Annotated in this window: 24 protein-coding genes and 1 riboswitch; of the genes, 15 read left to right on the top strand and 9 right to left on the bottom strand. The window is 57.7% G+C overall.

The features are described from left to right. Positions 1 to 91: 91 nt before the first annotated feature. Together flhA and ACN0TA_RS15225 are read left to right on the top strand one after the other, a co-directional pair. Positions 92 to 2,215 carry a flagellar biosynthesis protein FlhA gene (gene flhA / locus ACN0TA_RS15220; RefSeq protein ID WP_417584449.1) on the top strand — a complete coding sequence of 708 codons (2,124 nt, stop codon included), beginning with the start codon at positions 92 to 94 and terminating at the stop codon, positions 2,213 to 2,215. 68 nt (positions 2,216 to 2,283) lie between these two features. Next, on the top strand, positions 2,284 to 3,291 hold the full coding sequence (locus ACN0TA_RS15225; RefSeq protein ID WP_417584451.1) for a zinc-binding metallopeptidase family protein: 1,008 nt from the start codon (positions 2,284 to 2,286) through the stop codon (positions 3,289 to 3,291). A 59-nt stretch (positions 3,292 to 3,350) separates the two neighbouring features. On the opposite strand, the gene ACN0TA_RS15230 is transcribed toward ACN0TA_RS15225, so the two are convergent. From ACN0TA_RS15230 to ACN0TA_RS15245, 4 genes are all read right to left on the bottom strand, one after another. Continuing rightward, a complete protein-coding gene (locus ACN0TA_RS15230) occupies positions 3,351 to 4,337 on the bottom strand; it encodes an iron-siderophore ABC transporter substrate-binding protein (protein WP_417584453.1) in 987 nt (328 codons plus the stop codon). Positions 4,338 to 4,443: 106 nt separating this feature from the next. Further along, positions 4,444 to 5,820 carry a dicarboxylate/amino acid:cation symporter gene (locus ACN0TA_RS15235; protein WP_417584455.1) on the bottom strand — a complete coding sequence of 459 codons (1,377 nt, stop codon included), beginning with the start codon at positions 5,818 to 5,820 and terminating at the stop codon, positions 4,444 to 4,446. Positions 5,821 to 5,977: 157 nt separating this feature from the next. Then, positions 5,978 to 7,114, bottom strand: coding sequence for a hypothetical protein (locus tag ACN0TA_RS15240; RefSeq protein ID WP_417584457.1), 1,137 nt, complete (start codon positions 7,112 to 7,114; stop codon positions 5,978 to 5,980). Positions 7,115 to 7,267: 153 nt separating this feature from the next. After that, on the bottom strand, positions 7,268 to 7,843 hold the full coding sequence (locus ACN0TA_RS15245; RefSeq protein ID WP_417584459.1) for a DUF1134 domain-containing protein: 576 nt from the start codon (positions 7,841 to 7,843) through the stop codon (positions 7,268 to 7,270). Between the two features lie 124 nt (positions 7,844 to 7,967). On the opposite strand from ACN0TA_RS15245, the gene ACN0TA_RS15250 reads away from it, so the two are divergent. The 4 genes from ACN0TA_RS15250 to ACN0TA_RS15265 all read left to right on the top strand — a co-directional run bounded on the left by ACN0TA_RS15250 (position 7,968) and on the right by ACN0TA_RS15265 (position 10,645). Continuing rightward, positions 7,968 to 8,471: a YHS domain-containing (seleno)protein gene (locus ACN0TA_RS15250; protein ID WP_417584461.1), complete on the top strand. Its 504-nt coding sequence runs from the start codon at positions 7,968 to 7,970 to the stop codon at positions 8,469 to 8,471. A 99-nt stretch (positions 8,472 to 8,570) separates the two neighbouring features. Further along, positions 8,571 to 9,230, top strand: coding sequence for a histidine phosphotransferase ChpT (gene chpT / locus ACN0TA_RS15255; protein ID WP_417584463.1), 660 nt, complete (start codon positions 8,571 to 8,573; stop codon positions 9,228 to 9,230). Between the two features lie 92 nt (positions 9,231 to 9,322). Then, positions 9,323 to 9,682 carry a response regulator gene (locus ACN0TA_RS15260; RefSeq protein WP_417584465.1) on the top strand — a complete coding sequence of 120 codons (360 nt, stop codon included), beginning with the start codon at positions 9,323 to 9,325 and terminating at the stop codon, positions 9,680 to 9,682. A 171-nt stretch (positions 9,683 to 9,853) separates the two neighbouring features. Beyond that, positions 9,854 to 10,645 (top strand): DUF2189 domain-containing protein, encoded by a 792-nt coding sequence (locus tag ACN0TA_RS15265; protein ID WP_417584467.1) that lies wholly within the window; start codon positions 9,854 to 9,856, stop codon positions 10,643 to 10,645. 309 nt (positions 10,646 to 10,954) lie between these two features. Here ACN0TA_RS15265 and ctrA read toward each other — a convergent pair whose 3' ends face one another. Then, positions 10,955 to 11,656: a response regulator transcription factor CtrA gene (gene ctrA / locus ACN0TA_RS15270; protein WP_014131573.1), complete on the bottom strand. Its 702-nt coding sequence runs from the start codon at positions 11,654 to 11,656 to the stop codon at positions 10,955 to 10,957. A gap of 402 nt (positions 11,657 to 12,058) precedes the next feature. Between ctrA and fliI the strand changes: the two genes are divergently transcribed. From fliI to ACN0TA_RS15290, 4 genes are all read left to right on the top strand, one after another. After that, entirely contained in the window at positions 12,059 to 13,393 is a 1,335-nt protein-coding gene (gene fliI / locus ACN0TA_RS15275) for a flagellar protein export ATPase FliI (protein ID WP_417584469.1), read from the top strand. Positions 13,394 to 13,412: 19 nt separating this feature from the next. Beyond that, a complete protein-coding gene (gene fliJ / locus ACN0TA_RS15280; RefSeq protein WP_417584471.1) occupies positions 13,413 to 13,823 on the top strand; it encodes a flagellar export protein FliJ in 411 nt (136 codons plus the stop codon). Between the two features lie 104 nt (positions 13,824 to 13,927). After that, positions 13,928 to 14,062: a hypothetical protein gene (locus ACN0TA_RS15285; RefSeq protein ID WP_417584473.1), complete on the top strand. Its 135-nt coding sequence runs from the start codon at positions 13,928 to 13,930 to the stop codon at positions 14,060 to 14,062. 312 nt (positions 14,063 to 14,374) lie between these two features. After that, positions 14,375 to 15,754 (top strand): L-serine ammonia-lyase, encoded by a 1,380-nt coding sequence (locus ACN0TA_RS15290; RefSeq protein WP_417584475.1) that lies wholly within the window; start codon positions 14,375 to 14,377, stop codon positions 15,752 to 15,754. A gap of 37 nt (positions 15,755 to 15,791) precedes the next feature. Here the strand turns inward: ACN0TA_RS15290 and ACN0TA_RS15295 are convergent, their stop codons facing one another. Further along, positions 15,792 to 16,142, bottom strand: coding sequence for a DUF6476 family protein (locus ACN0TA_RS15295; protein ID WP_417584477.1), 351 nt, complete (start codon positions 16,140 to 16,142; stop codon positions 15,792 to 15,794). Here ACN0TA_RS15295 and ACN0TA_RS15300 point away from each other — a divergent pair. Then, positions 16,141 to 17,157: an RluA family pseudouridine synthase gene (locus tag ACN0TA_RS15300; RefSeq protein ID WP_417584479.1), complete on the top strand. Its 1,017-nt coding sequence runs from the start codon at positions 16,141 to 16,143 to the stop codon at positions 17,155 to 17,157. The two genes, ACN0TA_RS15295 and ACN0TA_RS15300, sit on opposite strands and share 2 nt — an antisense overlap. A 176-nt stretch (positions 17,158 to 17,333) precedes the next feature. Next, entirely contained in the window at positions 17,334 to 18,206 is an 873-nt protein-coding gene (gene rpoH / locus ACN0TA_RS15305) for an RNA polymerase sigma factor RpoH (RefSeq protein ID WP_417584481.1), read from the top strand. Between the two features lie 8 nt (positions 18,207 to 18,214). Here rpoH and ACN0TA_RS15310 read toward each other — a convergent pair whose 3' ends face one another. Further along, positions 18,215 to 18,859, bottom strand: a complete 645-nt coding sequence (locus ACN0TA_RS15310; protein WP_417584483.1) for a thiamine diphosphokinase — start codon at positions 18,857 to 18,859, stop codon at positions 18,215 to 18,217. Between the two features lie 59 nt (positions 18,860 to 18,918). Then, positions 18,919 to 19,017, top strand: a riboswitch (TPP riboswitch). A gap of 96 nt (positions 19,018 to 19,113) precedes the next feature. Between ACN0TA_RS15310 and thiB the strand changes: the two genes are divergently transcribed. Genes thiB through ACN0TA_RS15325 form a run of 3 tightly spaced genes read left to right on the top strand, consistent with a single transcriptional unit; the run spans position 19,114 to position 22,360 of the window. Then, positions 19,114 to 20,133: a thiamine ABC transporter substrate binding subunit gene (thiB, locus tag ACN0TA_RS15315; RefSeq protein WP_417584485.1), complete on the top strand. Its 1,020-nt coding sequence runs from the start codon at positions 19,114 to 19,116 to the stop codon at positions 20,131 to 20,133. Between the two features lie 6 nt (positions 20,134 to 20,139). Continuing rightward, the gene (locus ACN0TA_RS15320; protein WP_417584487.1) at positions 20,140 to 21,738 is read left to right on the top strand and encodes a hypothetical protein; all 1,599 of its coding nucleotides are present in this window, start codon (positions 20,140 to 20,142) and stop codon (positions 21,736 to 21,738) included. Next, a complete protein-coding gene (locus ACN0TA_RS15325) occupies positions 21,725 to 22,360 on the top strand; it encodes an ATP-binding cassette domain-containing protein (protein WP_417584489.1) in 636 nt (211 codons plus the stop codon). Before ACN0TA_RS15320 ends, ACN0TA_RS15325 begins: the two co-directional genes overlap by 14 nt. Before the next feature lie 92 nt (positions 22,361 to 22,452). On the opposite strand, the gene ACN0TA_RS15330 is transcribed toward ACN0TA_RS15325, so the two are convergent. After that, entirely contained in the window at positions 22,453 to 24,567 is a 2,115-nt protein-coding gene (locus ACN0TA_RS15330) for a hypothetical protein (protein ID WP_417584491.1), read from the bottom strand. A gap of 58 nt (positions 24,568 to 24,625) precedes the next feature. Further along, the gene (locus tag ACN0TA_RS15335; protein ID WP_417584493.1) at positions 24,626 to 25,915 is read right to left on the bottom strand and encodes an adenylosuccinate synthase; all 1,290 of its coding nucleotides are present in this window, start codon (positions 25,913 to 25,915) and stop codon (positions 24,626 to 24,628) included. Positions 25,916 to 25,988: the final 73 nt, after the last annotated feature.

The following is a 25,988-nucleotide window of genomic DNA, read 5'->3' on the forward strand; positions in this document are numbered from 1 at the left end:
GGCCGCTCCGCCCCATCATGGGCAGGGTCGCAGCGTGGGGGCAGCCGCAACAACCCACCCACCGATCCCTTCGGGAACTGCCCGCCAGACGATGACTCAAACGCCCGCCACAGCTTCAGCCGGCCCCCTGGGGCGCCTCAACGAAATCGTCGAGATCGTTCGCCAGTCCAATGCCGGGTTGGCGGTTGGCGTCGTCATTATCCTTGCCGTGCTCATTCTGCCCATGCCGGCAGTGCTGCTCGACATTCTTCTGGCCTTCTCGATGGTCTTCTCGGTCATGATCCTCATGACTGCGTTGTTCATTCAGACCCCGCTTGAATTTTCAGCGTTCCCGACAGTTCTTCTGGTCTCGGCAATGTTCAGGTTGGCACTCAACCTGGCGTCCACCCGTCTTATTCTCGCCGACGGGCACGAGGGCACAGCCGCCGCCGGTAATGTCATCGAAGCCTTCGGCAATTTCGTTACCCGCGGCAATTTCATTATTGGTGTCATCGTCTTTGCGATCCTGCTGATCGTCAATTTCATCGTGATCACCAAGGGTTCCGGTCGTATTGCCGAAGTTGCAGCGCGCTTCAATCTCGACGCTATGCCCGGCAAGCAGATGGCCATTGATGCCGATTTGTCCGCCGGTCTTATCGATGAGGTCGATGCCAAGAACCGGCGCAAGACACTCGAGGACGAAAGCTCGTTCTTTGGTGCCATGGACGGCGCCTCCAAATTCGTGCGCGGCGATGCCATCGCTGGTCTGCTCATCACTTTCATCAACGTTATCGCCGGTATCATCATCGGCATGATGCAGATGGGGCTGACCATACAGGAAGCCAGTTCCAACTATTCCCTGCTGACCATTGGCGACGGCCTGGTCAGTCAGATTCCAGCGCTTATCGTTTCCACTGCGGCCGGTATCCTTGTCTCAAAAGCCGGCATCTCAGGGTCAGCCAACCAGGCGCTAAGCACACAGTTCACATCCTATCCCGTGGCGCTGGGCATGAGCGCCGGCGTGATGTTTGCAATGGCGCTTGTTCCGGGCATGCCGCTCATCCCGTTCGTGACCCTTGGCAGCGCTGTCGGATACCTTGCCTGGACCTCGGCCAAGAAACTCAAGGCCCAAAAGTCTGTGGCCGAGCAGGAGCAAGTCGTTGAGCAGGCCCGCCAGTCGGCAGCGGCACCAACCGAAGCTCCGATCACCGATAGCCTCAAGATCGACGAACTCAAGCTCGAACTCGGCTATGGGCTGCTCAGCCTCGTCAAAGAGGACGATTCGGGCACCGACCGGCTGACCGAGCAGATAAAGGCCCTTCGCCGCCAGCTTGCCACCGAGTTGGGCTTTGTTATGCCCGCAGTGCGCATCCTTGACAACATGCAGCTCGAACCGAACCTCTACAAGATCAAGATCAAGGAAGTCGAAGCTGGCCATGGCGAGGTTTATGCCAATCAACTGATGGTCATGGATCCTTATGGCAATAAGATTACCCTGCCCGGCCAGCACACGGTTGAGCCGACTTTTGGCTTGCCCGCAGCATGGATCGATGCCGCCCTGCGCGACGAGGCCGAAGTCCAGGGTCTGACCATTGTCGATCCCTCGACTGTGATCTCGACCCATCTTACCGAAGTCCTCAAGGCCAACACTGCAGATTTGCTGAGCTATGCCAATGTGCAGTCGCTGCTCTCGGGTCTTGATAAGGACCAGCAGAAACTTGTCGAAGATATCGTACCCTCGCTCATCTCGGTATCGGGCATCCAGCGGGTACTCCAAGGGCTACTCGCCGAACGCGTGTCCATCCGCGATCTGCCCACGATACTCGAAGGCGTTGCGGAAATCGCCGGTTCGGCGCGCAGCACAGGTCAGATAATCGAGCATGTCCGCTCACGTCTGGCCCGTCAGATCTGCGCTGCCAATCTCGGTATGGATGGCAATCTGCCACTCCTCACACTCTCGCCCAACTGGGAGCGAGATTTTGCCGAAGCAATGATGGGTGAGGGCGACGAGCGTCACCTGGCAATGGCCCCTTCAAAGCTCCAGCAGTTTATTGCCGGCATCCAGACCGGATTTGAAAACGCAGCCCAGATGGGCGAAATCCCCGTGCTGATCACCTCGCCACATATCCGACCCCACGTGCGGGCAATCATCGAACGCTTCCGTCCGCAAACCGTTGTCATGAGCCAGAACGAAGTCCACCCTCGCATTCGTTTGCGCACAGTTGGCAGCATCTAGTGATCGGGAGCAAAGGGAACCGGGCGCAATCATGAGCGTTGCAGCAGCAAACGCCACCGGAGGCTGCAATGCGCTTGTTCACCTGCCCTAATTGCCGCCAGATCGTTTACTTCGACAACAGCGCATGCGGCCAATGCGGGACCTCAATCGGCTACGATCCGACCGCCAACCGTATGATCGCAGTGTCCGACGCTACGCCCTATTGCGCCAACGCCGAGCATGGGGCCTGCAATTGGATTGCCCAACAGCCTGGTTTCTGCATGGCTTGCCAGCACAATGAGACAGTCCCCGACATCTCGAACACCCGCAATTTAACCGAATGGCAGACGCTTGAGCGCGCAAAAAAAAGGCTGTTCTACAGCCTCATCCGCCTCGACCTGCCTCTAATCACCAAGGGCGAAGACCACCAACGCGGGCTAGCCTTCAATTTTCTCGCCGATACGGGCGGCGAAACAGTCATGACCGGTCACGCCAATGGCATTATCACAATTGCCCTGGCTGAAGCCGACGACGCCGAGCGCGAAAGACGCAGGGCGGAGATGGGCGAACCCTATCGTACACTGCTGGGTCATTTCCGGCACGAAACTGCCCATTACTACTGGGATATTCTCGTGCGCGACACAGGCTGGCTCAAGCGCTGTCGCGCGGTATTCGGTGACGATACCGCCGAGTATGCCCAGGCGCTAAAAGCGCACTATGCAAATGGCGCGCCGACCGATTGGGCCCAGCATTTCGTCTCGTCTTATGCCAGCGCACACCCTTGGGAGGATTTCGCCGAAACCTGGGCGCATTACTTGCACATCACCGATACTCTCGAAACGGCGCGAAGCCTTGGCGTTACCACCGAGCCAGCGCGCGACGGATCGGGAGAGTTGTCAGCAGATGTCGATTTTGGCCCTTATCGCACGACCGACACCCATCGGCTAACCGAAGCCTGGATCGGTGTTAGCGTCATGCTCAATGAACTCAATCGCTCCATGGGCCTTCCCGACGCCTATCCCTTCGTACTGTCCGATTCGATAGTGGAAAAGATCGATTTCATTGCGGCCCTCACGCACCGCACACAGCAACAATAAGGCCAATGTGGAGTTCAACCGCGCAGCCCAATAAAATGCGCGGTTGAAACCGATCACCCCTATTGCAGGACCGCAGCAATTTCCGGCACCAAAGTCTCCAGCGACCAAGGAATCGACAGGGGCGAGGGTGCGGAGGTTGCCATAACAAAGCTGCGGTCGATGATTGGGACATAGCGCCCTTCAGCAACCGGGCGGAACCGCGACAGCAGATCATGGGTTCGCACATAGGTTTCGCCAGCAGCATCCGGGTGCCAGGCAAACAGGATATCGGCTTCCACAGAGCCTAGATTTTCCAGGCTGACAGCAATGTTGAACCCCTGGTCAATCGGCAGCGCTTTTACACCCTCGGCCAATGTCAGCCCCAGATCCTCGATCAGTTGGACGCGCGGATCGGTAGAGACATAAACAGCCAATTGGCCGATACCTTCGCTGACACTGCCCGCAAACAGGAAGGTGTTGCCTTCAAATTCGGGATGAGCGGAGCGTTGCTGCGCGATATAAGCTTCAGTTTCCGCCACAAGGCTTTCGGCCCGGTCCGACTGCCCCAACGCCGTACCAACAACCCGCGTAATATCGCGCCAGTTGCCGGACCATGGCTGATCGGCATAGGCGATGGTTGGCGCGATCGTTGACAGCCGAGCGTATTCCTCGTCGGTCAAACCGCTATAGCGCGCGATGATGACATCAGGTTCGAGCGAAAGGATCTCTTCGAACGGAATGCCGTTGTCGAAGTTGAGCTGCGCCGGCGCGCCAAGCCCTAACTCCTCGACAGCCTCCTTGACCCAAGGGTAATACCCTTCGGTATTCCCGCCCCAGCTCGTATAGGGAATACCGACGGGCAGAACGCCCAACGCCAGCACTGTGTCCTGGCTCATCCAGCCGATTGTCACAATGCGTTCCGGCTCGTCCTCTATGGTCGTTTCGCCAAACGCATGATCAATCGAGACGGGAAACGCCTCCTGGGCAAGCAGACTTCCCGACACCAAGACCGACAAAACCATTGCGGCCAGCGCTGTAGCCAACCTTCCAATCCCACGCAAAATCATAATCTTCCTCATTGCAAAGTAAATTATGACTTTTCTAGTCCACTTTAAAACTGCAAGGCAAGATGCTCAGATCATAAAAAAGGGAGGCCAAAGCCTCCCTTTTTCATTACTCCGCCGGAACGGCGGCCGGGGTGGGCCCAGTATCGAGCGCCTCGATTTCCTCGACTGCGTCATAAACCCCTTGATCGAGAATGCCCTGCCGCTTGGCAACTATGGTGGGCACCAATGCCTGCCCCGCCACGTTAACCGCAGTCCGGCCCATATCGAGGATCGGATCGATGGCCAGTAACAGTCCCACGCCTTCGAGCGGCAGTCCCAGCGTCGACAATGTGAGCGTCAACATGACGGTCGCGCCTGTCAGTCCAGCCGTGGCGGCAGAGCCGATGACCGAGACGAAAACGATCAGCAGATATTCCTGTATGCCGAGCTGAATTCCAAAGAACTGCGCAACAAAGATCGCCGAGATTGCTGGATAGATCGATGCGCAACCGTCCATCTTGGTTGTCGCACCCAACGGCACGGCGAAGCTTGCATATTCACGCGGAACGCCGAGATTTTTTTCGGTTACCCGCTCGGTAATTGGCAACGTGCCAACCGACGAGCGCGAAACGAAGGCAAACTGGATCGCGGGCCATGCACCCTGAAAATACCGGATCGGGTTAAGGCCATTGGCCGTCAACAGCGAGGGGTAGACAATGAACATGACGATTGCCAACCCGATATAGATGGCAGCAGCATACCAGCCCAATTGCGCCAGCGTGTCCCAGCCATAGACGGCCACGGCATTGCCTAACAGGCCGACGGTAGCGATCGGCGTCAACCTGATGATCCACCACAACAGCTTGTGGATGACCTTTAGAAATGCGCGGTTGAACTCGAGGAACGGCTTGGCGGCATCGCCAACCTTGAGTGCAGCGACGCCCACGGCGATGGAGATCACCAGAATCTGCAGCACATTAAAGCTCAAACTCGTCGTCGCCCCGCCATCGTTCAAGCGGGTCGAGGCCTGCAGCCCCATAATGTTGGAGGGAATTAGTCCGGTCAGGAAATCGAGCCATGAACCCGAACGCGACGGCGCGCGCGCAGCTTCCGCCGCTACCTGCGTGTTCAGCCCAGGCTGAATGATCAGCCCCAGCGCAATACCGATGACCACGGCGATTAGCGCCGTAATCGCAAACCAAAGCAATGTCTGCCAAACCAACCTGGCGGCGTTGTTTAGCTCACGCAGATTGGCAATGGATGCGACGATGGCCGTAAAGATAAGAACGGGAACGATTGTGCGCAGGAGCTGAACAAAGCTCGATCCGACAGTCGAAAGAGTCTGGACCAGCCAGTTCGGCCCGCCCTCTGTCGGTCCCATCTGCCGGGCGATAAGGCCCAGAAGCAGGCCGATCGCCAGAGCCAGAAGTACCTGGAATCCGAAATTGGTATAGAGCGGGCCCTTTGGCTTGCGCGCTACCGCATGAGTCGTTGCGGATGACATGTCTTGCCTCGTCGTCAGTGACCGCGAAATAAACGCGATGCATAAGAATTAGGCAAAAGCTACGCCCACCAACTGTGAACGCCAAGGTCTGGAAATGCTGTCAGTGTGCCAAAGTTGAAATATCGTGCTGACATTCGGGCGGGCAGTGGAAAGATAATTACTGCGCGGCGCGGTCGCGCATTGCAGCCATCCGGTCGGACACCGCGCCACCTGACGATCCGGTGTCACGAGAATCGAGTTCTTCGATTTCCAGGCTGTCGGCGGCAAACTTGCGAACGGTGTCAAACAGGCTTTCAGTCATAGCCTGATCGTCTTCGGCATCACCGGCGTAAACCAGGGCGGAAACGTCGGTGGCAATGGCTTCCAGACGCGCACGCAATGTTGCAGCGTCGAACCGTTCGGTATCCCAATCAGTCATTATGGCCCCCTCAAGCCCGGTCACTGCCGTTCTGAGCAATTCGCTCCGTTCGGCTTGAGAAAAATCTTCCGCCAAAAGCCGCCGCGAGCCGTCGCCCTCTGCATTCTGCTCCTCATCACTGGATTCCGTGAGCAATGCATTGAGACGGTTCTCTGCACCCGAGATCCTTGCCTCAGCGCGCCGAAGCCCCAAACGCGCCTCGCTCTCGGGATCGTTCTGGGACAGCGTATCGCGCAACATTGCTATAGCTTCGTCCTTGAGCCCGCTCTTCTTTTTCTTTTCGAGCCGCACCAGGAGCATGCGCGTCTGGTCCTCAAGGTAGCCGTTGCGCTGCCGCTCGATATTGAGCGCTGTCAGCAAATCTTCGACGTCAGACCTGTAGTCTCCGGTCAACTGCTCGCCAGTAATCGCCTCGCCGGCATCGGGCATAAGGTCCGGGTCGATATCGGAATAATCCACATCGGCCTGACGCAGTCGCGCTGCAAGAGCGGCAGAGTCGCGCTCTATATCGCGGATATGCGCCACCAGCTCCTGTTCACGGGTTTGAAGAGACTCGATGGCAGCAAACTGATCGTCGCGCTCGGTACGCAACGCGGCAAGCTCGCTCCTGGCTGCATCAAGAGCCACTACATTTCCTGAAATCTGACTACGCAGAGCGTCGATCTTGAGCTGGTGCTTGCGCAGGGTAATGGCAAACTCGGCTCGCAGCTTGTCCTTGTCGGCTCGGAATTCGGCGAGCGTAACCGGGGTTGCAGCTTCGATCCGACGCTTGGTCAGCCGGACCGCACGACGCCAGAACGCTGGGCCAATGGCGATGGCAAACAAGGCCGCCGCCAGAAACCCGAGCGTGAAATACATAGCATTCTCTATGACCATACGCCTCTCCCCTGCGGGAAGCCCTGCCCGTAAGTATGTCGCCGATCAGAGCCCGGCGCCACACTGCATTGCGGGTAACCTTACCCGATCAAAGCCAAGGCGTCATCTCACAGCTATGGGATAAGGCGCCCGCCGCGTCAGAACCACTTCAGGTCAGAAAGGGTTCCAGGTCGGTTCACGCGTAAAGTTGAGATATCCAACGGCCACCCCTGCCCGCAGCCCTACACCCGAGCTTATCGGGGCGACGTAGACATCATTGAGCTTGAGCGCGGTCATGCCAATCCCGCCCACGGCGAAAATAGAGCCTTCCACACCTGGATAACGATCATAGATCGCTTCTACCGAAGGCAGATTATAGACGAGCATCATGACCCGGCTGCCGTCAGCGCCAATATTAAGTCCAAGGCTCGGTCCCTGCCAGAACACCTGATGCGTGCCTGCATTGCGGGTATACATTGTCCCGTCGCCATACTTGGCGCCGATAAAGAGCGCACCGCCGCCTTCCTGCCCCAGAATGTAGGCATTTGGCTGGCCGTATTGCTCGAAGGCCTGCTCGATGACCGATGCAAGACCTTGTGCGACCGAGCCGAAAAACTGGTGGCCGGCGGAGAGAATCTCGTCGCTGGAATAGGTGTCGGACAACGAACCCTGCTGCGCATTGGCCGGCGTGGCGCCAAATACCAGGCCAATACAAAGGGCCAGTGCCGCCAAGAAGCGATTGATAATCAAAGCATGTGCTCCCACTTCGCGCGTAAAAATTTCGCGATATGCGTACCGGTTAACCAAGGCCAAACAGCCCTGCGCTAGGATTGACCGGCCCGCCCCCAACAGCATAGCGGTTCATAGAGCGATAATGCGGCAAATAGGTAAACAAATCTTAACCCTTACAAAGTCTTACGCGACTTTGTGCCTGCTGTTTCTCGCGCTCGGCTTCGCCCAGGCGGTGCCCGCGCAGGAAAAGTCCATTATCACCAACGCACTGACGGGGGTCGCACTGTCGGGCTTTGATCCGGTAGCTTATTTTACGGAAAATACTGCGACGCAGGGTTCGCCGGTCAATGAACTCGAGTGGAACGGTGTTACCTGGTATTTTGTCTCAGCCGCCAATCGCGATATCTTCGCCAATAACCCTGAGGTCTATGCGCCGCTTTTCGGTGGACATTGCGCGATGGCCATGGCACGCGGCCATCTTTCGGACGGCAATCCGCAAATTTTCCGGATGGTCGGTGGCCGGCTGATGCTGTTTTATTCCATAGGAAACCGTGCAGCGTTTGACATGGCGCCTGGCACAGCACTGGCAAGCGCGGCTACCAATTGGGACGCGCTCCCCGACCGGCGCGCCGGCCAAACCGAATAATGCAGGGATTTATCCACTAAACTTGGCGTTGCCCTGCCCCACTTGCACAGTAAAGTGCTGTCGAAATTGATTCGAACAACGAAAAGCGAGAATTTGGCCATGACGAGCATTGTCGAACTGAGCGCGCCGGACCTTGCCGCATTGCTGTGCTCGCGTGTCTGTCACGATCTCATCAATCCTGTAGGTGCCATCGGCAACGGCCTTGAAGTCCTTGCCGACCCCACCCAGGTCGATATGCAGACCTTCGCAAAAGAGCTGATCGAGAATTCGACCCGGCAGGCCCGTGCGAAGCTTGAATTCGCCCGCCTCGCCTTTGGCGCCTCCTCAACTGCAGGCACCGATATCGACACCCGTGAGGCCGATCGCGTTGCATCGCTTTTTATGGCTGGGGAAAAGGCAGACCTTGAGTGGAAGGTCACGCCAATGCTTCTGCCTAAAAACAAGGCCAAGTTGCTGCTTAACATGTTGCTCATCGTCGCCGCTGGCGTGCCGCGCGGGGGTACGATCACGGTCGAAGTCGAAGGTGACGCCGGCAGCGAGAATTTCACGATAACCGCAACCGGCCCCAAAACACTTATCCCGAACGCGGTTCAGGGTCTTCTGGCCGGAACACCCGAAGAAGGTAGTGTCGATGCGCGTGGCATTCAGCCCTTTTACACAGGGGTTCTTGCCCGCCTCTCGCATATGGGGCTCAATCTCGCGCTCGACGGCGATATCCTACGTTTTACGGCAGATCCGCTGCCGCACGACATCGATTAGTTTGGTAGTTTTTTCCATTCGATAACCATTGCAGCGGTAAACTCCTCGCGATCCTGGGCGCGATTTGTTCGGGAAAGCGAGGGACTGGCCACATGAAATCGTGTCTGATCGTTGACGATTCCAGCGTCATCCGCAAAGTCGCGCGGCGTATTCTCGAAGACATGGATTTCATTGTCGACGAGGCCGAGGACGGACAGGAAGCCTACGAAAAATGCGCAAGGGAAATGCCCGACGTCATTTTTCTCGATTGGCAGATGCCGATCATGAACGGGCTTGAGTTCCTCAAGACATTGCGCGGCTACAATGGCGGCGACAAGCCCAAGGTCGTCTATTGCCTTGCCGAACGCGACATCGGCCAGATCGCAATGGCGCGCAAGGCAGGCGCCAATGACCACATGCTCAAGCCCTTCGACCAGCAGATGCTGGAATCAAAATTCCAGCCTTTCGTCTAGCCGGCGCCCCGCCACACACAACTGTGTGACGGGGAATCCCATATCGCCTTGATTGCTGTATGATCAGTAGTGTTGCGCGTCCGATACCGGGTGCGCTCTGCACAGCGCGGCGTGCCCGCGTAATGGGGGATATGTGTGGCACCGCGCTCCTTGTGGACCGAGGAGATAAGCATGCCCGTGTATTCCAATCCTGCCCTTGCCCAGTCCGACACCACCGAACCTGCAGTTCGCAATATCTCGACGGCAGACATTTTCGACGCCCTTGGGCGCGGCGTTTCCGATTTCTGGCGCCATCCGTCCCACTATCTGTTTCTCGCGCTCATCTACCCGGCCGTCGGCATTCTACTGGCTGCGTGGAGCGCTGGCGGTGCCACGTTTCCGCTGCTCTATCCACTCGCCACCGGCTTTGCGCTTGTCGGCCCTCTTGCAGCCATCGGTCTTTACGAACTCAGCCGTCGTCGCGAACAAGGCGAAGATGACAGCCCGCGTCACGCATTGGGCATCCTCAAGCATCGGGCCATTGGCGCAATAATCCTACTGGGCCTAATGCTCGCTGTCGTCTTCACACTCTGGCTGACCGCCGCCAACGCCATATATGAAGCCCATTTCGCCACAAACCAGCCAGCAACGCTGACGGCGCTGTTCAGCGAAGTATTTACGACGTCACGCGGCTGGAGCCTGTTGATCTGGGGCAATCTCGTGGGACTGGCCTTTGCGTTTTTCGTACTGGCCACCACCGCCATTGCCTTCCCGCTGCTTGTCGATCGCGGCGGCAGCGCCGGCGATGCAGTCGCCATCTCGATACGGGCTTTTGCCAAAAACCCGGTTCAAATGACTATCTTCGGACTCGGCGTCGCTTTCGTGCTGTTTATTGCGTCACTGCCACTATTCGTTGGCTTGGCCATTGCGCTTCCAATGCTGGGACACGCAACTTGGCACCTTTATCGAAAGCTGGTGGTTTAGGATCGGCGCCCCGCGCTCTGCGCGGGGCTATTGGGCTAGTTCGAAGATAGCAAATCCTACGAACACGTCGTCTTCGACTGTGGCCGATATGCGGTTCTGGACATGCGTTTAGTATTCCATCATCGCGGCCGGAAAGCCTTCCGCCCAACGCGGCTCTTACGCCAACCCGACACTGCAAGTCCCTGCAACCAAAGCTGCCGCCACAACAATCGATTTGAACATCAAATCCTCCGGCGACACCTAATAAAAGACCCGCGCGAGGGGATCGCACGGGCCCAAAACTTGATCAAGGGGGAGTTGGAGCGCCGGTTACGCGCTCTCGGCAAGCTCGTTTTCATCGGGCTCGCGCAGCACGTAGCCGCGGCCCCAAACGGTTTCAATGTAATTCTTGCCTGCAGTGGCCACCGAAAGCTTTTTGCGCAGCTTGCAGATGAAAACGTCGATGATTTTCAGTTCAGGCTCATCCATCCCGCCATAGAGATGGTTGAGAAACATTTCCTTGGTGAGCGTCGTGCCCTTGCGAAGCGAGAGCAACTCGAGCATCTGATATTCCTTGCCCGTCAGGTGAACGCGCTGACCACCCACTTCGACTGTCTTGGTGTCGAGGTTGACACTGAGATCGCCTGTGTTGATGACCGACTGCGCATGGCCCTTGGACCGGCGTACGATGGCGTGAATTCGGGCAACCAGCTCGTCCTTGTGGAACGGCTTGGTCATGTAGTCGTCGGCGCCGAAGCCCAGACCACGTACCTTGTCTTCGATCCCTGCCAGCCCCGAAAGGATGAGAATGGGGGTCTGAACCTTCGCAACGCGCAGCGTGCGCAGCACTTCATACCCGCTCATATCCGGCAGATTGAGGTCAAGCAAAATGATGTCGTAATCATAAAGCTTGCCAAGATCGACACCTTCCTCACCGAGGTCGGTGGTGTACGCATTGAAACTCTCGGATTTGAGCATCAGTTCGATGCTCTGCGCTGTCGCGCTGTCGTCCTCTATCAAGAGCACACGCATGCCAATCCCCTTAAATCCAACAAAGTCCCTGCTGGGACCGGCGTCTAGCTCGATCCCGACGCCCTTAACCAAACCCTACTGGGTACGACTCGAAGCTACCGGTAATTAGTTAACAAAGTTTAATTCAGTCGGGCAATATGCGAGTTACATTAACTGAACAAGGTGTTAACTCGTTGAAATTCAAAGAAAAATTAGAGAAATTTTTCTTAATGCACAACGTTAAGAAAGCCCTTCAAGCGACTCTTGGGACTCATTGAACCGGGTCTGAATGGGGAAAGCAGTCGCGCGCAGAGGCGTCGCGAAAAAATTTGCTCAACTTTCGCCAATATCGCCATAACATTAAGGATGAGTTACCAATGTGGCCAATTCTGGGTGCGAATCATAGCCACTGGAGACGCCACAGTGCAGTCACTGATCTCCGACATTGAAGCTATAGATGAGATTGAAGTTTTCGGGCGGGTCAAAACCGTTCAGGGGCTTTTGATCGAAGTCGTAGGTCCCGTGCGTGAACTGCGGGTTGGCGGCCGGGTGACCATCGAGACCCAGAATGGCTCCAGTCTCGCCTGCGAGATCATCGGTTTTCGCGATGGCCTTGCGCTTTGCCTCCCCTTTGGCCCCGTCGAAGGGGTGAGGTTGGGCTGCAAGGCGGTCTTTGCCGGCCACGACGGCGCCGTATACCCTGATCACGGCTGGCTCGGCCGTGTTATCAACGCCGAGGCCAAACCGATTGACGGCGGCAAGCCGCTGATGCGCGGCACTGCTCCCTATCCACTCCGCAATCTTCCACTACCCGCCCACGAGCGCGCGCGCGTCGGCGGGCCCATCGACCTTGGTGTTCGCTGTCTCAATACATTTACCACATGTTGCGACGGTCAGCGCATGGGCATCTTTGCCGGCTCGGGCGTCGGCAAGTCGGTACTCATGAGCATGCTCGCCCGCAATACCGATGTGGACATTTCAATCATCGGGCTGATCGGCGAGCGTGGCCGTGAGGTTCAGGAGTTCATCACCGAGCAGCTTGGCGAAGAAGGCATGAAGAAAGCCATCGTCGTGGTTGCCACCTCCGATGAATCGGCGCTCATGCGTCGCCAGGCGGCATACCTGACAGTCACTCTTGCCGAATATTTCCGCGATCAGGGCAAACGCGTCCTGTGCATGATGGACAGCCTGACACGCTTTGCCATGGCACAGCGCGAGATCGGCCTGGCAACGGGCGAACCACCCACGGCAAAGGGGTATCCACCCACAGTCTTCACCGAGTTGCCGCGCTTGCTCGAAAGAGCCGGCCCCGGACTGGTTAATTCGGGCTCTGTTACCGGTCTATTTACCGTTTTGGTGGAAGGTGACGATCACAATGAGCCCATTGCGGACGCCGTTCGCGGCATTCTTGATGGTCACATTGTGATGGAGCGATCCATTGCCGAACGGGGACGCTATCCTGCCGTCAATGTTCTTCGCTCAGTCTCGCGCACCATGCCAGGATGCGTGCCGGAAGATTTCCGGCCGACTCTGACCAGGGCGCGCGAATTGATGTCGGTTTTCGCCGACATGGAGGAACTGATCCGGCTGGGGGCTTACCGGAAAGGATCGGATCCCAAGGTTGACCGCGCCATCGCGCTCAACCCGGCGCTGGAGGCGTTTTTGAGCCAGCGTTCGGAAGAGCGGACCAATATCGCTGACGGCTACAATTTGCTGGCAACGATTCTGGGAACGGCGGTTGCGGGCGACTCGGCTTGATGAGTAAGGAGTACAAGTCATGAAGTCCAAGAGCGCGAGTCTGATCCGACTCAAGAAGTTTCAGGTCGACGACAAGCGTCGCCAGGTCCTCCAGATCGAGACCATGGTCGCCGATTTCGAGCGCATGGCTGCCGAGCTCGACCAACAGATCGATATCGAGCACAAAAAGACCGGCATCTCCGATATTGCCCATTTTGCATATTCGACCTTCGCCAAGGCCGCCATCACCCGCCGGGACAATCTTCTGACATCGGCTGGCGATATGAAGGGCAAGCTCGAAGCCGCCCAAGACGATTTGGCTGAAGCGATCGAAGACCTGAAAAAGGTCGAGCTGCTCGACGCACGCGAACATCAGCGCGAAAAAGATGAGCAACAGAAGCGCGAACAGGCCGAATTTGATGAAATCGGACGCCTGCGCTACCGCCGCTAACCAGCGTTGACGTCATAGATTTCAATGACGTCTTCGCAATTGCGTCCACCTTCCCCGGGTTCGTTCGATCCACAAGCTATGGCACGGCCTTCGACAAGGTCGGCGTGAAATTCCTGCTGCGCGAATGCAAGCCCAGCATCCTAGCGCTACAGCCGCCCTCGATCGATGAGCGCGACGTCCTGATCGAATTCGACCCTGAACTGTTTTTCGTCACCGATCATTACCGCGACCATCCTTAGTCCTTGTCAGGCTCGACAAATTATCAGGCGATAATTTTCGTTCGCTATTTGAAACGATTTGGCGCCAGAAGGCGTCAAAATCGCTAGATTCGACCTATCATAGCTAGAAGCGGCGCAACAACCGGGCCCGATCAGCTTGACGAACGCAATATTTTTCTATTCCCTCAATCAACAATGAGCCGCTCGATCTGACGCATCCGTCGGACAAGAGGAAAGTAATTTCCCGGTTCGCAAATGGTGACAAGACTTTGCACTGAAAGCTATTTGAGCGCCTCGGGAAAAGCGAAGCTGCTCTTGGAGGAATGGCCAAGCATGTTCGTCTCTGTATTTGACGTGTTCAAAATCAGTGTCGGCCCATCATCATCCCATACTATGGGCCCAATGCTGGCCGCTGCACGGTTTCTCGACACCGTTCGCGCCGCAGAACCCCACGGCAGCGTGCGCCTCCAAATCACACTCTATGGCTCATTGGCCTTCACAGGTGTCGGCCATGGTACAAACGCCGCTGTTCTCGCTGGATGCCTGGGATTTGAACCTGAAACCTATGATCGCGCTGCGGTCGAAAGGGCGCTCGCCGACCTGGCGGTTCGCAAGACTATTGAACCCACCGACGGGCTGATAGTGGGCCTCGATCCTGAAGCCGACCTTATCATCGATCGCAAGACCCGTCTCGACACGCACCCCAACGGCATGCGTTTCCGGCTTGTCGGTGCAAACGACGCGGTTCTTGCTGAAGAAACCTATTTCTCGATTGGTGGCGGTTTTGTCAAAACACTCGCCGAGATCGAAGCTGGAGACATGCCGGCGACCCCTGCTGACGATGTCCCCTTCCCGTTCGCCAATGCCGACCAGATGCTTTCTATGGGCAGGGCCGCAAATCTTTCGATTGCCGAAATGAAGCGCCTCAATGAATGCGCGCGTCTTGACGGCAAAGCGTTTTCTCAGCGTCTCATCGGCATCTGGGATGTCATGGATGCTTGCATTACCCGCGGTCTGGCCGCCACCGGCGAGTTACCAGGCGGCCTCAAGGTCAAACGCCGCGCACGCGCCATTTTCGAGAATCTTTCCGGCAAGGCCGGTGCCAACGACATGCCGCTTCATTCGGCAATCGATTGGCTCTCGGCATACGCCATGGCGGTCAATGAAGAGAACGCGGCAGGTGGTCAGGTGGTAACGGCTCCCACCAACGGCGCCGCTGGGGTCTTTCCTGCTGTTCTGCGCTATTACCTGGCCCACGTCCCCGGCTCCACGCGCGAAAAAATCCCTGAAATGCTGCTTGTCGGCGCGGCCATTGGCGGGCTCATCAAATACAACGCGTCAATCTCGGGCGCCGAGGTTGGCTGCCAGGGCGAAGTTGGCTCGGCTTCGGCCATGGCCGCAGCCGCGCTATGTTCGGCACTTGGCGGAACCAACGCCCAGATCGAAAACGCTGCCGAAATCGCGCTCGAGCATCATCTGGGCATGACCTGCGATCCCATAAGGGGGTTGGTTCAGGTGCCCTGCATCGAGCGCAACGGCCTCGGTGCGGTCAAGGCAGTCGCGGCAGCCTCCTTGGCCATGCAGGGCGATGGCAGCCATATCGTGCCGCTCGATGCCTGTATCGAAACCATGCGCCAGACTGGCAAGGACATGGACGAGCGCTACAAGGAAACCTCTCTTGGCGGGCTAAGTGTCGCCGTGCCAGATTGCTGACAATTTTACAATTGCCGAACCGTCCATAGAAACGGGTTTACTCGGCAGTCACTGCGATTTCCCGCATCAATTGGCCGCTCGCGCCATCGAAAATGCGGATCGCCTGACCGGTCTGGGCGTCATAGGAGACAGTCACCAAACCATCCTGAACCTGGGTGGATATGACCTGTGCGCCCTCGGGTAAAGCAATCGCTTCAAGCGCGTATTGCTCGGCGACACCGCCACCCATGGTGGCCAGACGATAGACAACGACCAACACAACGGCCATAAACCCAACCATCATGACGAGCATGGACAGTCCGGCGCGCCGGCGGGCTTTTGCCATTACCGCCTCGGCCTCAGGGCTAAGGGGCTCGTCCTTGACGAAATTGGCTTGAGGATCGGTCATGACAGCGAATGAGCTCCAACAGGATAGGCACAACGCCATCGTCCTCGAGAGCGAGGCCGGGACGCGGCTCGATGCATTTCTGGCGGCCCGTTTTCCTCTGTTTTCGCGCAACCGCATCAAGGACTTGATTCTTGCGGGCGCGGTCAGTGTGGATGGGACGACCAGCGATGTGCCCAAGTATCGCGTCCGGACCGGCGAGTCCATAACTCTCGCGGCCCCCGAGCCCGTTGATGCCGAACCACAGCCTCAGGACATAGCGCTCAACATCCTGTTCGAGGACGATTACCTTATCGTCATCGACAAGCCCGCAGGCTTGGTCGTCCACCCTGCGCCGGGCAATGAGGATGGAACGCTGGTCAATGCACTCATCCACCATTGCGGCGACAGTCTGCGCGGCATTGGCGGAGTCAAACGTCCGGGCATTGTTCACAGGCTCGACAAGGACACGTCAGGGGTCATGGTTGTCGCCAAGACCGAGCAAACCCATAACGGGCTTGCCGCCCAGTTCGCCGACCATGGCCGCACTGGGCCATTGGAGCGGGCTTACACGGCATTCGTTTGGGGCATACCAAACCCGCTGGTCGGCACAATCGAAACGATGATCGGGCGCGATCCTCACAATCGGCTAAAGCAATCGGTTCAGCCGCGGGAGGGACGTGATGCGATTACACATTTCCGTGTGGAAGGCCGGTTCAGTGACGAAAAATGGTCTGTCGCCCAGGTCAGATGCAAACTCGAAACCGGTCGCACACATCAAATCCGCGTCCACATGACACATGTTGGCCACCCCCTGATTGGGGATGGCGTGTACGGATCAGCGTTCTCGACAAAGATCAACAAGATGCCCGAGGCCGTCAAAGTTGCTATCAACAGCCTTGATCGGCAGGCCCTCCATGCATCCACTCTGGGTTTTGCCCATCCCGTTACCGGCCAAACCCTCCAGTTCGAGAGCCCGTTGCCCCAAGAGCTTGCCAACCTCGCAACAAAACTTGCCGTCTATTCGTTGACTGCATGAAACCGCGTCGAGAACTATGCAGTCCGCGAATACCTTGTTTTCGTGGAACAGGGGTGTAATCGCCCAATTCAGACCTATATTCACAAAGATTATCTCGGCAAACGTGCCGCAACGGGCGTCGATGCCGAGAGCAACCCGCCGGAGCTATCCGGGGGTTTACGAGAGGGGTGCTAGAAATGGCCCAGTCCAATCTTCCTGTTCTTAGCTCCGAAAGCGGGCTAAATCGCTATTTGCAGGAAATCCGCAAGTTTCCAATGCTCCACCCTGACGAGGAATTTATGCTCGCCAAGCGTTACAAGGAGCATTCAGATCCCCAGGCGGCCCAAAAGCTCATCACGTCTCACCTGCGCCTCGTGGCCAAGATTGCCATGGGTTATCGCGGCTATGGGTTGCCGATTTCCGAAGTCATCTCGGAAGGCAATGTCGGTCTCATGCAGGCTGTAAAACGCTTCGAGCCCGATAAAGGATTCCGTCTGGCAACCTACGCCATGTGGTGGATCAGAGCATCAATTCAGGAGTATGTTTTGCGCTCCTGGTCTTTGGTCAAGATCGGCACGACTGCCGCCCAGAAGCGCTTGTTCTTCAACCTGCGCCGTCTCAAAGGCCAGATTGCAGCGCTCGATGACGGCAATCTTCACCCCGACCAGATCAAACAGATCGCAACCACCCTCAAGGTGACCGAGGATGATGTGGTGTCGATGAACCAGCGCCTGACCGGCGATGCCTCGCTCAATGCGCCTATGCGCGCCGACGAGGGCACCAGCCAATGGCAGGACTGGCTGATCGACGATGTGCCCGATCAAGAAGAAATTCTTGGCCAAAGCCAGGAATATGATGAACGCATGGGCCTTCTCGAAGGTGCCATGGAAGTCCTCAACGATCGCGAGAAGGCGATCTTTAAGGCGCGTCGGCTGCAAGAAAGCCCCTCGACACTTGAGGAACTTGCCCAGGAATACGACGTCTCGCGCGAACGGATCCGCCAGATCGAAGTTCGGGCCTTTGAAAAGGTTCAGGACGCCGTCAAGGACGCCGCTGCTGCAACGCACTAGCCACCCGGCTAGACCACAGCGTCCAACAGCCGTTTGTCCAAAATTAGTAGCCAGGGGTCTTGCGCCCCTGGTGCCACTTCGATCTCGACAATATCTTCGACCGCCCGATTCGAGGTGCCAATCGTTTGCCCCTGAACCATCTCAAGCCCGTCGAGACGATAAAGCAGTCCCTTGGAGCCGGAAAACGAGGTCCGGCCAAGCGGATAGATCGACACTCTTTCCCCTGCACCGACCTTGATCCGGATCGACCCGGCGACCCCAACAGCCAGATCATGTCCATCGACCAAAACGATCCGTCGCTCACTTGCATGCACTGTCACGGCATGCAGCGCCGCCAGCGTATGGTCGAACCGACCGCCCGTCATTCCCAGCGCCAACGTTACGGGCGCCAGAGTTGAGTACAGGCATTTTTCAAAGTCGGTGGTATCCTGCTCGGGCAGGTCCAAAACCCTGGTTGTTGATGGAAACCGCGCAGTGTCGGTGACCGAATCCATATCTCCGATCACGGCGTCCGGCACCAACCCCGCCGCAACGAGAACATCGCCGCCGCTGTCGGCGCCCACCAGTGCAACAGCCATGTCCGCCAGTGCGGCAAGCATTTCGGGATCGACATCGCCACCGCCCACGATCAGCAGCGGCCCGTCGAACACCATCGGCAGCCCGATTCTACTTGCGCCGCCTTGCACTGAATCTAGCACGCCTATACTGTCGCCTCGTCTCGCTGGGGTGTCTGTCCGAAAGGATAGGCTGAGAAAAACCCATTGAACCTGAACCAGGTCATGCTGGCGGAGGAAGTTCGAGATGGCAAGGGCCAGAAATCCCCCTGCCATTTGAAGCCTTTCCCCTCATCCATGACCGCAATCTTGGCTCGGCGCCAGCAAAACCGTAAATTTTGCACGCCCAAAAAATGAGGAAACTCATGATCGCTTCCGTAAGGACGAGCCTGTGCGCGGTTGTGCTCGGAGCGCTTTCGCTCCCGGCCATCGCCCAGGACACTTCCACCCTCACAGTCTACACCTACGATGCGTTTGCCGCCGATTGGGGCCCTGGCCCTGCGCTCAAGGAGGGCTTTGAGGCCCAGTGCGGCTGCACGCTCAATTTCATTTCCGCCGACGATTCAATATCTGCCTTACGCCGCGCCCAGCTCGAAGGCGATACGACCCAGGCCGACATCATTCTCGGACTTGATACCGCAACAATCGGCGAAGGCATGGCCACTGGGCTTTTCACCGAGCATCAGCTTGATCTGCCCACGTTCGAAATTCCGCTTGAATGGACCGACAAGGTCTTCGTCCCCTTCGATTACGGCTATTTCGCTTTTGTGTATGACACGCAGTCGCTTGCAAGGCCCCCCGTCAGCTTCGAAGAACTGATCGCGCTGCCCGAGGACTTCAAGATCGTCATCCAGGACCCGCGCTCATCCACACCGGGGCTCGGCCTGATCCTGTGGATCAAGGCGCTCTATGGCGATGACGCAATCGAAATCTGGGATGGCCTTTCCCCCCATGTCCTGACGGTCACGACCGGCTGGTCGGAGTCTTACGATTTGTTCCTTTCGGGTGAGGCCGACATGGTCCTCTCTTACACAACGTCGCCCGCCTATCATCTCATTGCCGAGGATGAGGATCGATACCAGGCTGCCAAATTCGATGCCGGCCACTACACCCAGATCGAAGTTGCCGGGATTCTCGCATCCAGCCCCAACCAGGATCTGGCGCGCGATTTTCTTGCTTATCTCGTGACGCCCGAAGGGCAGGCTCCACTGCCAGAAACCAACTGGATGTATCCGGTTCTCGAACCTCAGGGCGGGCTCAACCCCGGCTTTGGCGAAATGATCGATCCCCAGCCAGCGCTTCTGCTTGACGCCGACGAGGTGACCGCCAACACTCGGGCCTGGATCGAAGAAGCGTTCTCCACGCTGAGGTAAGAAAAATTGGCCGGGATACCCTCCACCTGGCGTCCCGGCCGCCGTTATGTCGGGGCATCGGTCGCTGCAATTGTCGCCATTTTGATCGCTACCCTCTTGTTCTCGCTATGGATCGCGGGGCAGCGCTTTCCGACCACTGGATCGTCGCGTACCGACATCTGGTTTCTCCTGGTGTCCTCAGCCAGACAGGCTGCGCTTTCGACGGTTCTGTCGATCCTTGCCGGCATGGCTTTGGCATGGACGCTCGACAGACTGCGGTTTACAGGGCGCGGCGTCGTGATCGGATTGTTATCGACAGCGCTGGTCATGCCCTCGCTCGTTGTCGTATCCGGCTTGCTCTCCATCTGGGGTCGCAATGGCTGGGTCAATTTCCTGCTCGCCCCATTCGGGTTGGAAACCGGGTCATCGATCTTCGGGCTCGGTGGCATCATTGCTGCACATGTGGTCCTCAACGGAGCGTTTTCGGCACGGATATTCATCGATAGACTCGCCGCCATACCCGCCGAAAAGCTCAAGCTCGGACGCAGCCTTGGGCTTGGTCCTTTGCGGCGGTTCACGATCATCGATTTCCCCGCGCTTGCTGCATCTATCCCGGGGATATCGGCCACGATCTTTCTTTTGTGCTTCACAAGTTTTCCCATAGTTCTGACCCTTGGCGGCGGTCCCGCCAACCAAACTCTTGAGGTCGCGATCTATCAGGCTGTACGGCTCGATTTTGACCTGGGGGCAGCCGTAAACCTCGCCATCGTGCAACTTGTCGTCTGTGCGGCAATTATCATCCCCGCCTCAACGCTTTCCCCGGCAGCGGGTCTGTTTGGCTCGCCAAACCATATCCATTGGCCGGAACGGCCATGGCTGAGAGCCATCCAGCAAATCGTGCTCACGGTCCTGCTTGCAGGATTTCTTGCCCCCTTGATCGCGGTATTGGGCGAAGGGTTTTATGCGATTTCAAACGTTCTTGCTCAAACAGTCTTCTGGCGCGCTGCGATAACCAGTCTGGTCATCGGCACGCTCAGCGCCCTTCTCGCCGTCTCTCTGGGGCTTGCGCTGGGCATGTCACGTGCATTGCAGGAAAAGGGCTCGCTATGGCGCGGCCTACTCGGTCTGCCGGTCTTTGCCTATCTCGCCGTGCCAGCCGTCGTCCTCTCGCTTGGTTTTTTCCTACTGGCACGCCAGACAGGGCTGGCACCAAGTTTGGTCGCACCAGTCGTTCTGGTCCTGGCCAACGCACTTTTGGCCCTACCCTTCGTCTTTGCCACCCTTGCCCCTCCGCTAGAGGCCCTGACGCTGCGCCATCATCGCGTGATCCGCGCACTCGGGATCACATCGTTCAGGCAATGGAGCCGGATCGAATGGCCGCTGCTTGGACGCCCGATCGGTTATGCGTTGGCGGTCGCTTTTGTCTTTTCGCTCGGCGATCTTGCCGTCATATCGCTATTCGGCACGTCTGAGTTCTCAACACTGCCATGGCTGATGTATCGCGCGCTTGGCGCCTATCGAACCAATGATGCCCAAGCCATTGCGGCTATACTCCTAATAGTGAGCATTGCCGCGTTCATCCTCATCCCCAAATTGTTTGAAAAGCTGACCGATGCTCGAAATTGACAGTCTTGCGTTCAAATACCCGGGCGCTCAAAGCGGCTTTGTCTTTGACATGAGCATAAAGCCAGGAGAAATCGCCGGGCTTGTGGGGCCATCCGGGGCCGGAAAGTCGACCCTCTTTGACCTTGTAGCCGGCTTCCTTATCCCCACGTCCGGCGAAATACAGCTCAACGGCCGCACGGTGCTGGGCATGCCGCCCGAAGACCGCCCGGTCTCGATCCTTTTCCAGTCCGACAATCTGTTCGATCATCTGTCCACCGGCGCCAATGTCGCTCTTGGGCTTGGCAGCGCGACCAAGCCCAGCGACGAAAGGGTAGACAAGGCTCTCCAAGACATGGGCCTGGCCCAAATGGCGACACGGCGCGCCGCTCAGCTGTCGGGGGGCCAGAAGCAGCGTGTCGCTTTGGCTCGTACTCTGCTTCGCAATCGGCCGGTTCTGCTTTTGGACGAACCTTTCACCGGCCTGGACAGCCAAACAGCGAAGCCTATCCGCGAACTTGTTGGCAAAATGGTCCGCACCAATCACTGGCACGCCATCGTCGTTTCCCATCAAGCCGAGGACATTGAGGCGCTGGCCGATCGCACTTACGTGATCGATGGTGGACGCACTGTGCTCAAGCGCTGAAATGCGCCGGAACCGGCTGACAGACAACCAATTCTCCGGTGCTTGAGAACGGACAAAGAGCCGGCCCGAATTTATCGGACCGGTCATGGCACTTAAACGCCGGCAGCAGCCTCGTCCGCCGCCGCGGCGTCAAGCTCTGCCCAAGCGGCCAGAACCTCATCGAAAATAGCTGCGCCGTCTTCACCCTTTTCAAGCGTGAGAATGGCGCGCCGGCCGGTGCCATAGACCATGGCTAGATCGATCCAGTCGCGGTTCTCGAGTAGATTGAGATTGTTTTCGACATCGAGATCACTTGCACTCGACAGCGCGAACAGGAACGAATTGCCCACAATCCTCGCCGACGCGCCGGTCAGAGGCTGCCCCTGCACAAGCTCTTCATTCTTGAGCAGCACACCGGGAAGGTTGGCAATAGAGCCGCCGACAAAACTCTCGGCAACTGTGAAGTTGACTTCCATGAGGTGGCTGGCTGGCAAATTGCCATCAGCGTTGCGACGCAAAAGAACATCGACGTCCAGATTGCGAGCGGGGATAGATACTTCGGCATTGATCGTGGGGTTACCAAGCTCGTCGGTCCCGCGTGACCACTCTACGCTGCCCGTATAGGGCACCGCGCCTGCAGCACCGCCAGCCTGCTCTTCAAGCAGCAGCGATTGCGGACCATCGGTAGTAATGGTTATGCCGGGTTGGTCCTCGTTGTCCCCATCGGGGCTGGCCGGCGTACCTGCCTCGGCTGGCAGTCGGTCTTCGAACGTCGCCTCAGGCTCTCCAGGGATGGTCGAAGGGGTCTCGGTTTCGGTAAACGGAAGCTCTTCGCCCGGCATCGTCGCGCCGTTAACCTCACCATCGGTGCCTGGCACGTCAGGTGTCGTATTGACGGCTTCAGGCACCTCCGAAGACGGTACGGTAGCAGAGAGATCCTCGGGTATTTCGGTCTCTGCAACTTCAGTCGTTTCAGCCGTCTGGTTCTGCGCAAAGACTGCGTTGAGATCGATGAAACCCTCGCGCCAGGCGAAATAGCCGGCCAGTCCACCACCGCCAAGCAGCAGCACGGAAATCAGAAGGAAAATCGTGAAGGCGCCAAACCCGCGCCGGGTTTTGCCTTCACCTTCGGTCGCAGCGGTGGGCTGGTCTTCGACTGCAGCTGATTGTTCCGGCTCATCGCCACCTGTCGCTTCGCCGCGGGCTTCCCGATCAAGAGCAGCAATGGCCCTGTCGATTGCTACCTGCGCGTCCGACACCTCGGGCCCTGCCAGAATACCGGGCTCAAGTTCAACTTCACGAACACTCGACATGGCGGGTTCGGATGCGACCGGCGCATTGTGCGCCTCGCTCAACGGACGACCGTGGATATCGACCAACGGCATGCCGCTGCGGGGTTGCCCGTCGACCTCGGAGACTATGAAGTGTTTTTCCTCGGGTTCGGAGGATTTATCGTTCTCAGGCTCAGCCACAAACGGAACAACAACTTCGTCATCCGGCTCGACTTCCGGTGCAGTCTCATAAGCGTCAGAGACGCTCGCTGCCTGCTCTGCCGAAGCAATTATATCCTCGATCGAGCCTAGCCGCCGCTTATCAGTTTCAGGTTCGGAGGCGGCGTCCGGCTCGAAATTGGCAGCGCTGATGTCATCTTGTTGCGCGGGCGCATGATCGTCAGACGACACAAACACCGAAGACGGCGGATGCGAAAGTTCATCGTCATCGCTTGCTTCATTCTGCTCGTCGCTGGACCGCTCACGCTCGGTCGCCTCCACTTCGGGCTCAGCGGCTTCCGGAGTCGCAGGCTCCGGTGCGAAATCACCGTCGGGTTGAGAAACGAACGCCTCGTCTTCGACAGGACCAGGCTCCGCAAGAGGTTCGGGTTCATCGACGTAAGGACCATCATCGATCGCGTCATAAGCTGCGACCGGTTCATCAACGGATTCGTCAACAACCGCCGCATTGTCCGGCTCCGGCTCGGGTGCTGTTTCTTCAACAGCCTTGAACCGTCCCAAAAGCCGTTCGGTCGCTTCGTGCTCAACTTCGCGGATACAGTCTTCGAGATTTAGCCGATGAGTGGTGATCTCTCGCGCTGGAAGAGGCGGATCGATGGCGCGCAACTGGGCCACCAAAGCACTGCGCGCCTTTTCGTAAACCGCCCGGCGATTTGCCCCGGTATTGTCGGGCAGGGCATCAATCGCCTTGCGCAGGAGTTCACGATAGTCGGCCATATCTACTCAACATCACTTGTTGCCGGCATTAGTCAACGTTGTTTCTAAACAAGAAAGTTCAATCTTGAAACGGGTCCTGAACCAAAATCGTGTCTTCACGTTCAGGACTTGTCGAAAGCATGGCCACACTTGCGCCGATCAGCTCCTCGATACGGCGCACATATTTGATAGCCTGAGCGGGCAATTCGGCCCAGCTCCGGGCCCCAGCCGTCGTTTCTTTCCAGCCATCCATAGATTCATAAATTGGCTTGACTCGACTTTGTGCCCCCATTGAGGCAGGCAGATAATCAATTTTCTGCCCATCAAGCTCATATCCAACGCAGACCCGGATTTCATCCATTCCGTCCAGTACGTCAAGTTTGGTCAGCGCAATGCCGTGAATGCCCGAAGTGCGAACAGTCTGGCGTACAATAACGGCATCGAACCAGCCACACCGGCGCTTGCGCCCGGTGACGACGCCGAACTCATGTCCCTTCTCTCCAAGGAACTGGCCAATCTCGTTATCCTGCTCGGTCGGGAATGGCCCCTCGCCCACACGTGTGGTGTAGGCCTTGGTAATGCCCAGCACATAGTCGATGGCTGCCGGCCCCAACCCTGAGCCCGGCGCCGCCTGTCCGGCAACAGTGTTTGAGGAGGTAACGAACGGATAGGTGCCGTGGTCATTGTCAAGCAACGCGCCCTGAGCACCCTCGAACAAAATGCGCTCTCCGCGCTTGCGGCGTTCGTCGAGCAGATCCCAGACGCGGTCCATGAACGGCAGGATCTTGTCAGCCACCGCCATCAACTCGTCGTGAATGGCCCGGGCGGAAACCTCTGCGGCCCCGATACCGCGCCGTAACGCATTGTGATGGGTCAGAAGGCGCTCGATCTTGTCCATCAGCGTCTCAGGTTCGGCCAGGTCGCAAACGCGGATGGCCCGGCGGCCAACCTTGTCTTCATAAGCCGGCCCGATGCCGCGGCGCGTAGTACCGATCTTGAGGCCGGAATTGGAATCCTCGCGCAGTGCATCGAGTTCGCGGTGCAGCGAAAGGATCAGCGGCGCGTTTTCGGCGATGCGCAGGACCTCGGGGGTCACCGATATGCCTTGGGCCGCAATCTTTTCAACCTCGGCAACGAAATGATGCGGATCGACCACGACACCATTGCCGATAACCGAAAACTTACCCCTCACAAGGCCCGATGGCAGAAGCGACAGCTTGTAGCTGACGCCGTCGATGACGAGTGTATGACCGGCATTGTGTCCACCCTGATAGCGCACAACAACGTCAGCGCGCTCGGAAAGCCAGTCAACAATCTTGCCCTTGCCTTCGTCGCCCCATTGCGAGCCGACCACCACAACATTCGCCATTTACGCCATATTCCTTTTCGTGAGCGCCACGCCCCTGTCATCCTGACCGGGAACCGCAAGTGAAAAATCTCTG

Origin of the sequence: Pelagibacterium sp., assembly GCF_048264985.1 — a bacterium.
In the GTDB taxonomy this organism is placed as follows: Bacteria; Pseudomonadota; Alphaproteobacteria; order Rhizobiales; family Devosiaceae; genus Pelagibacterium.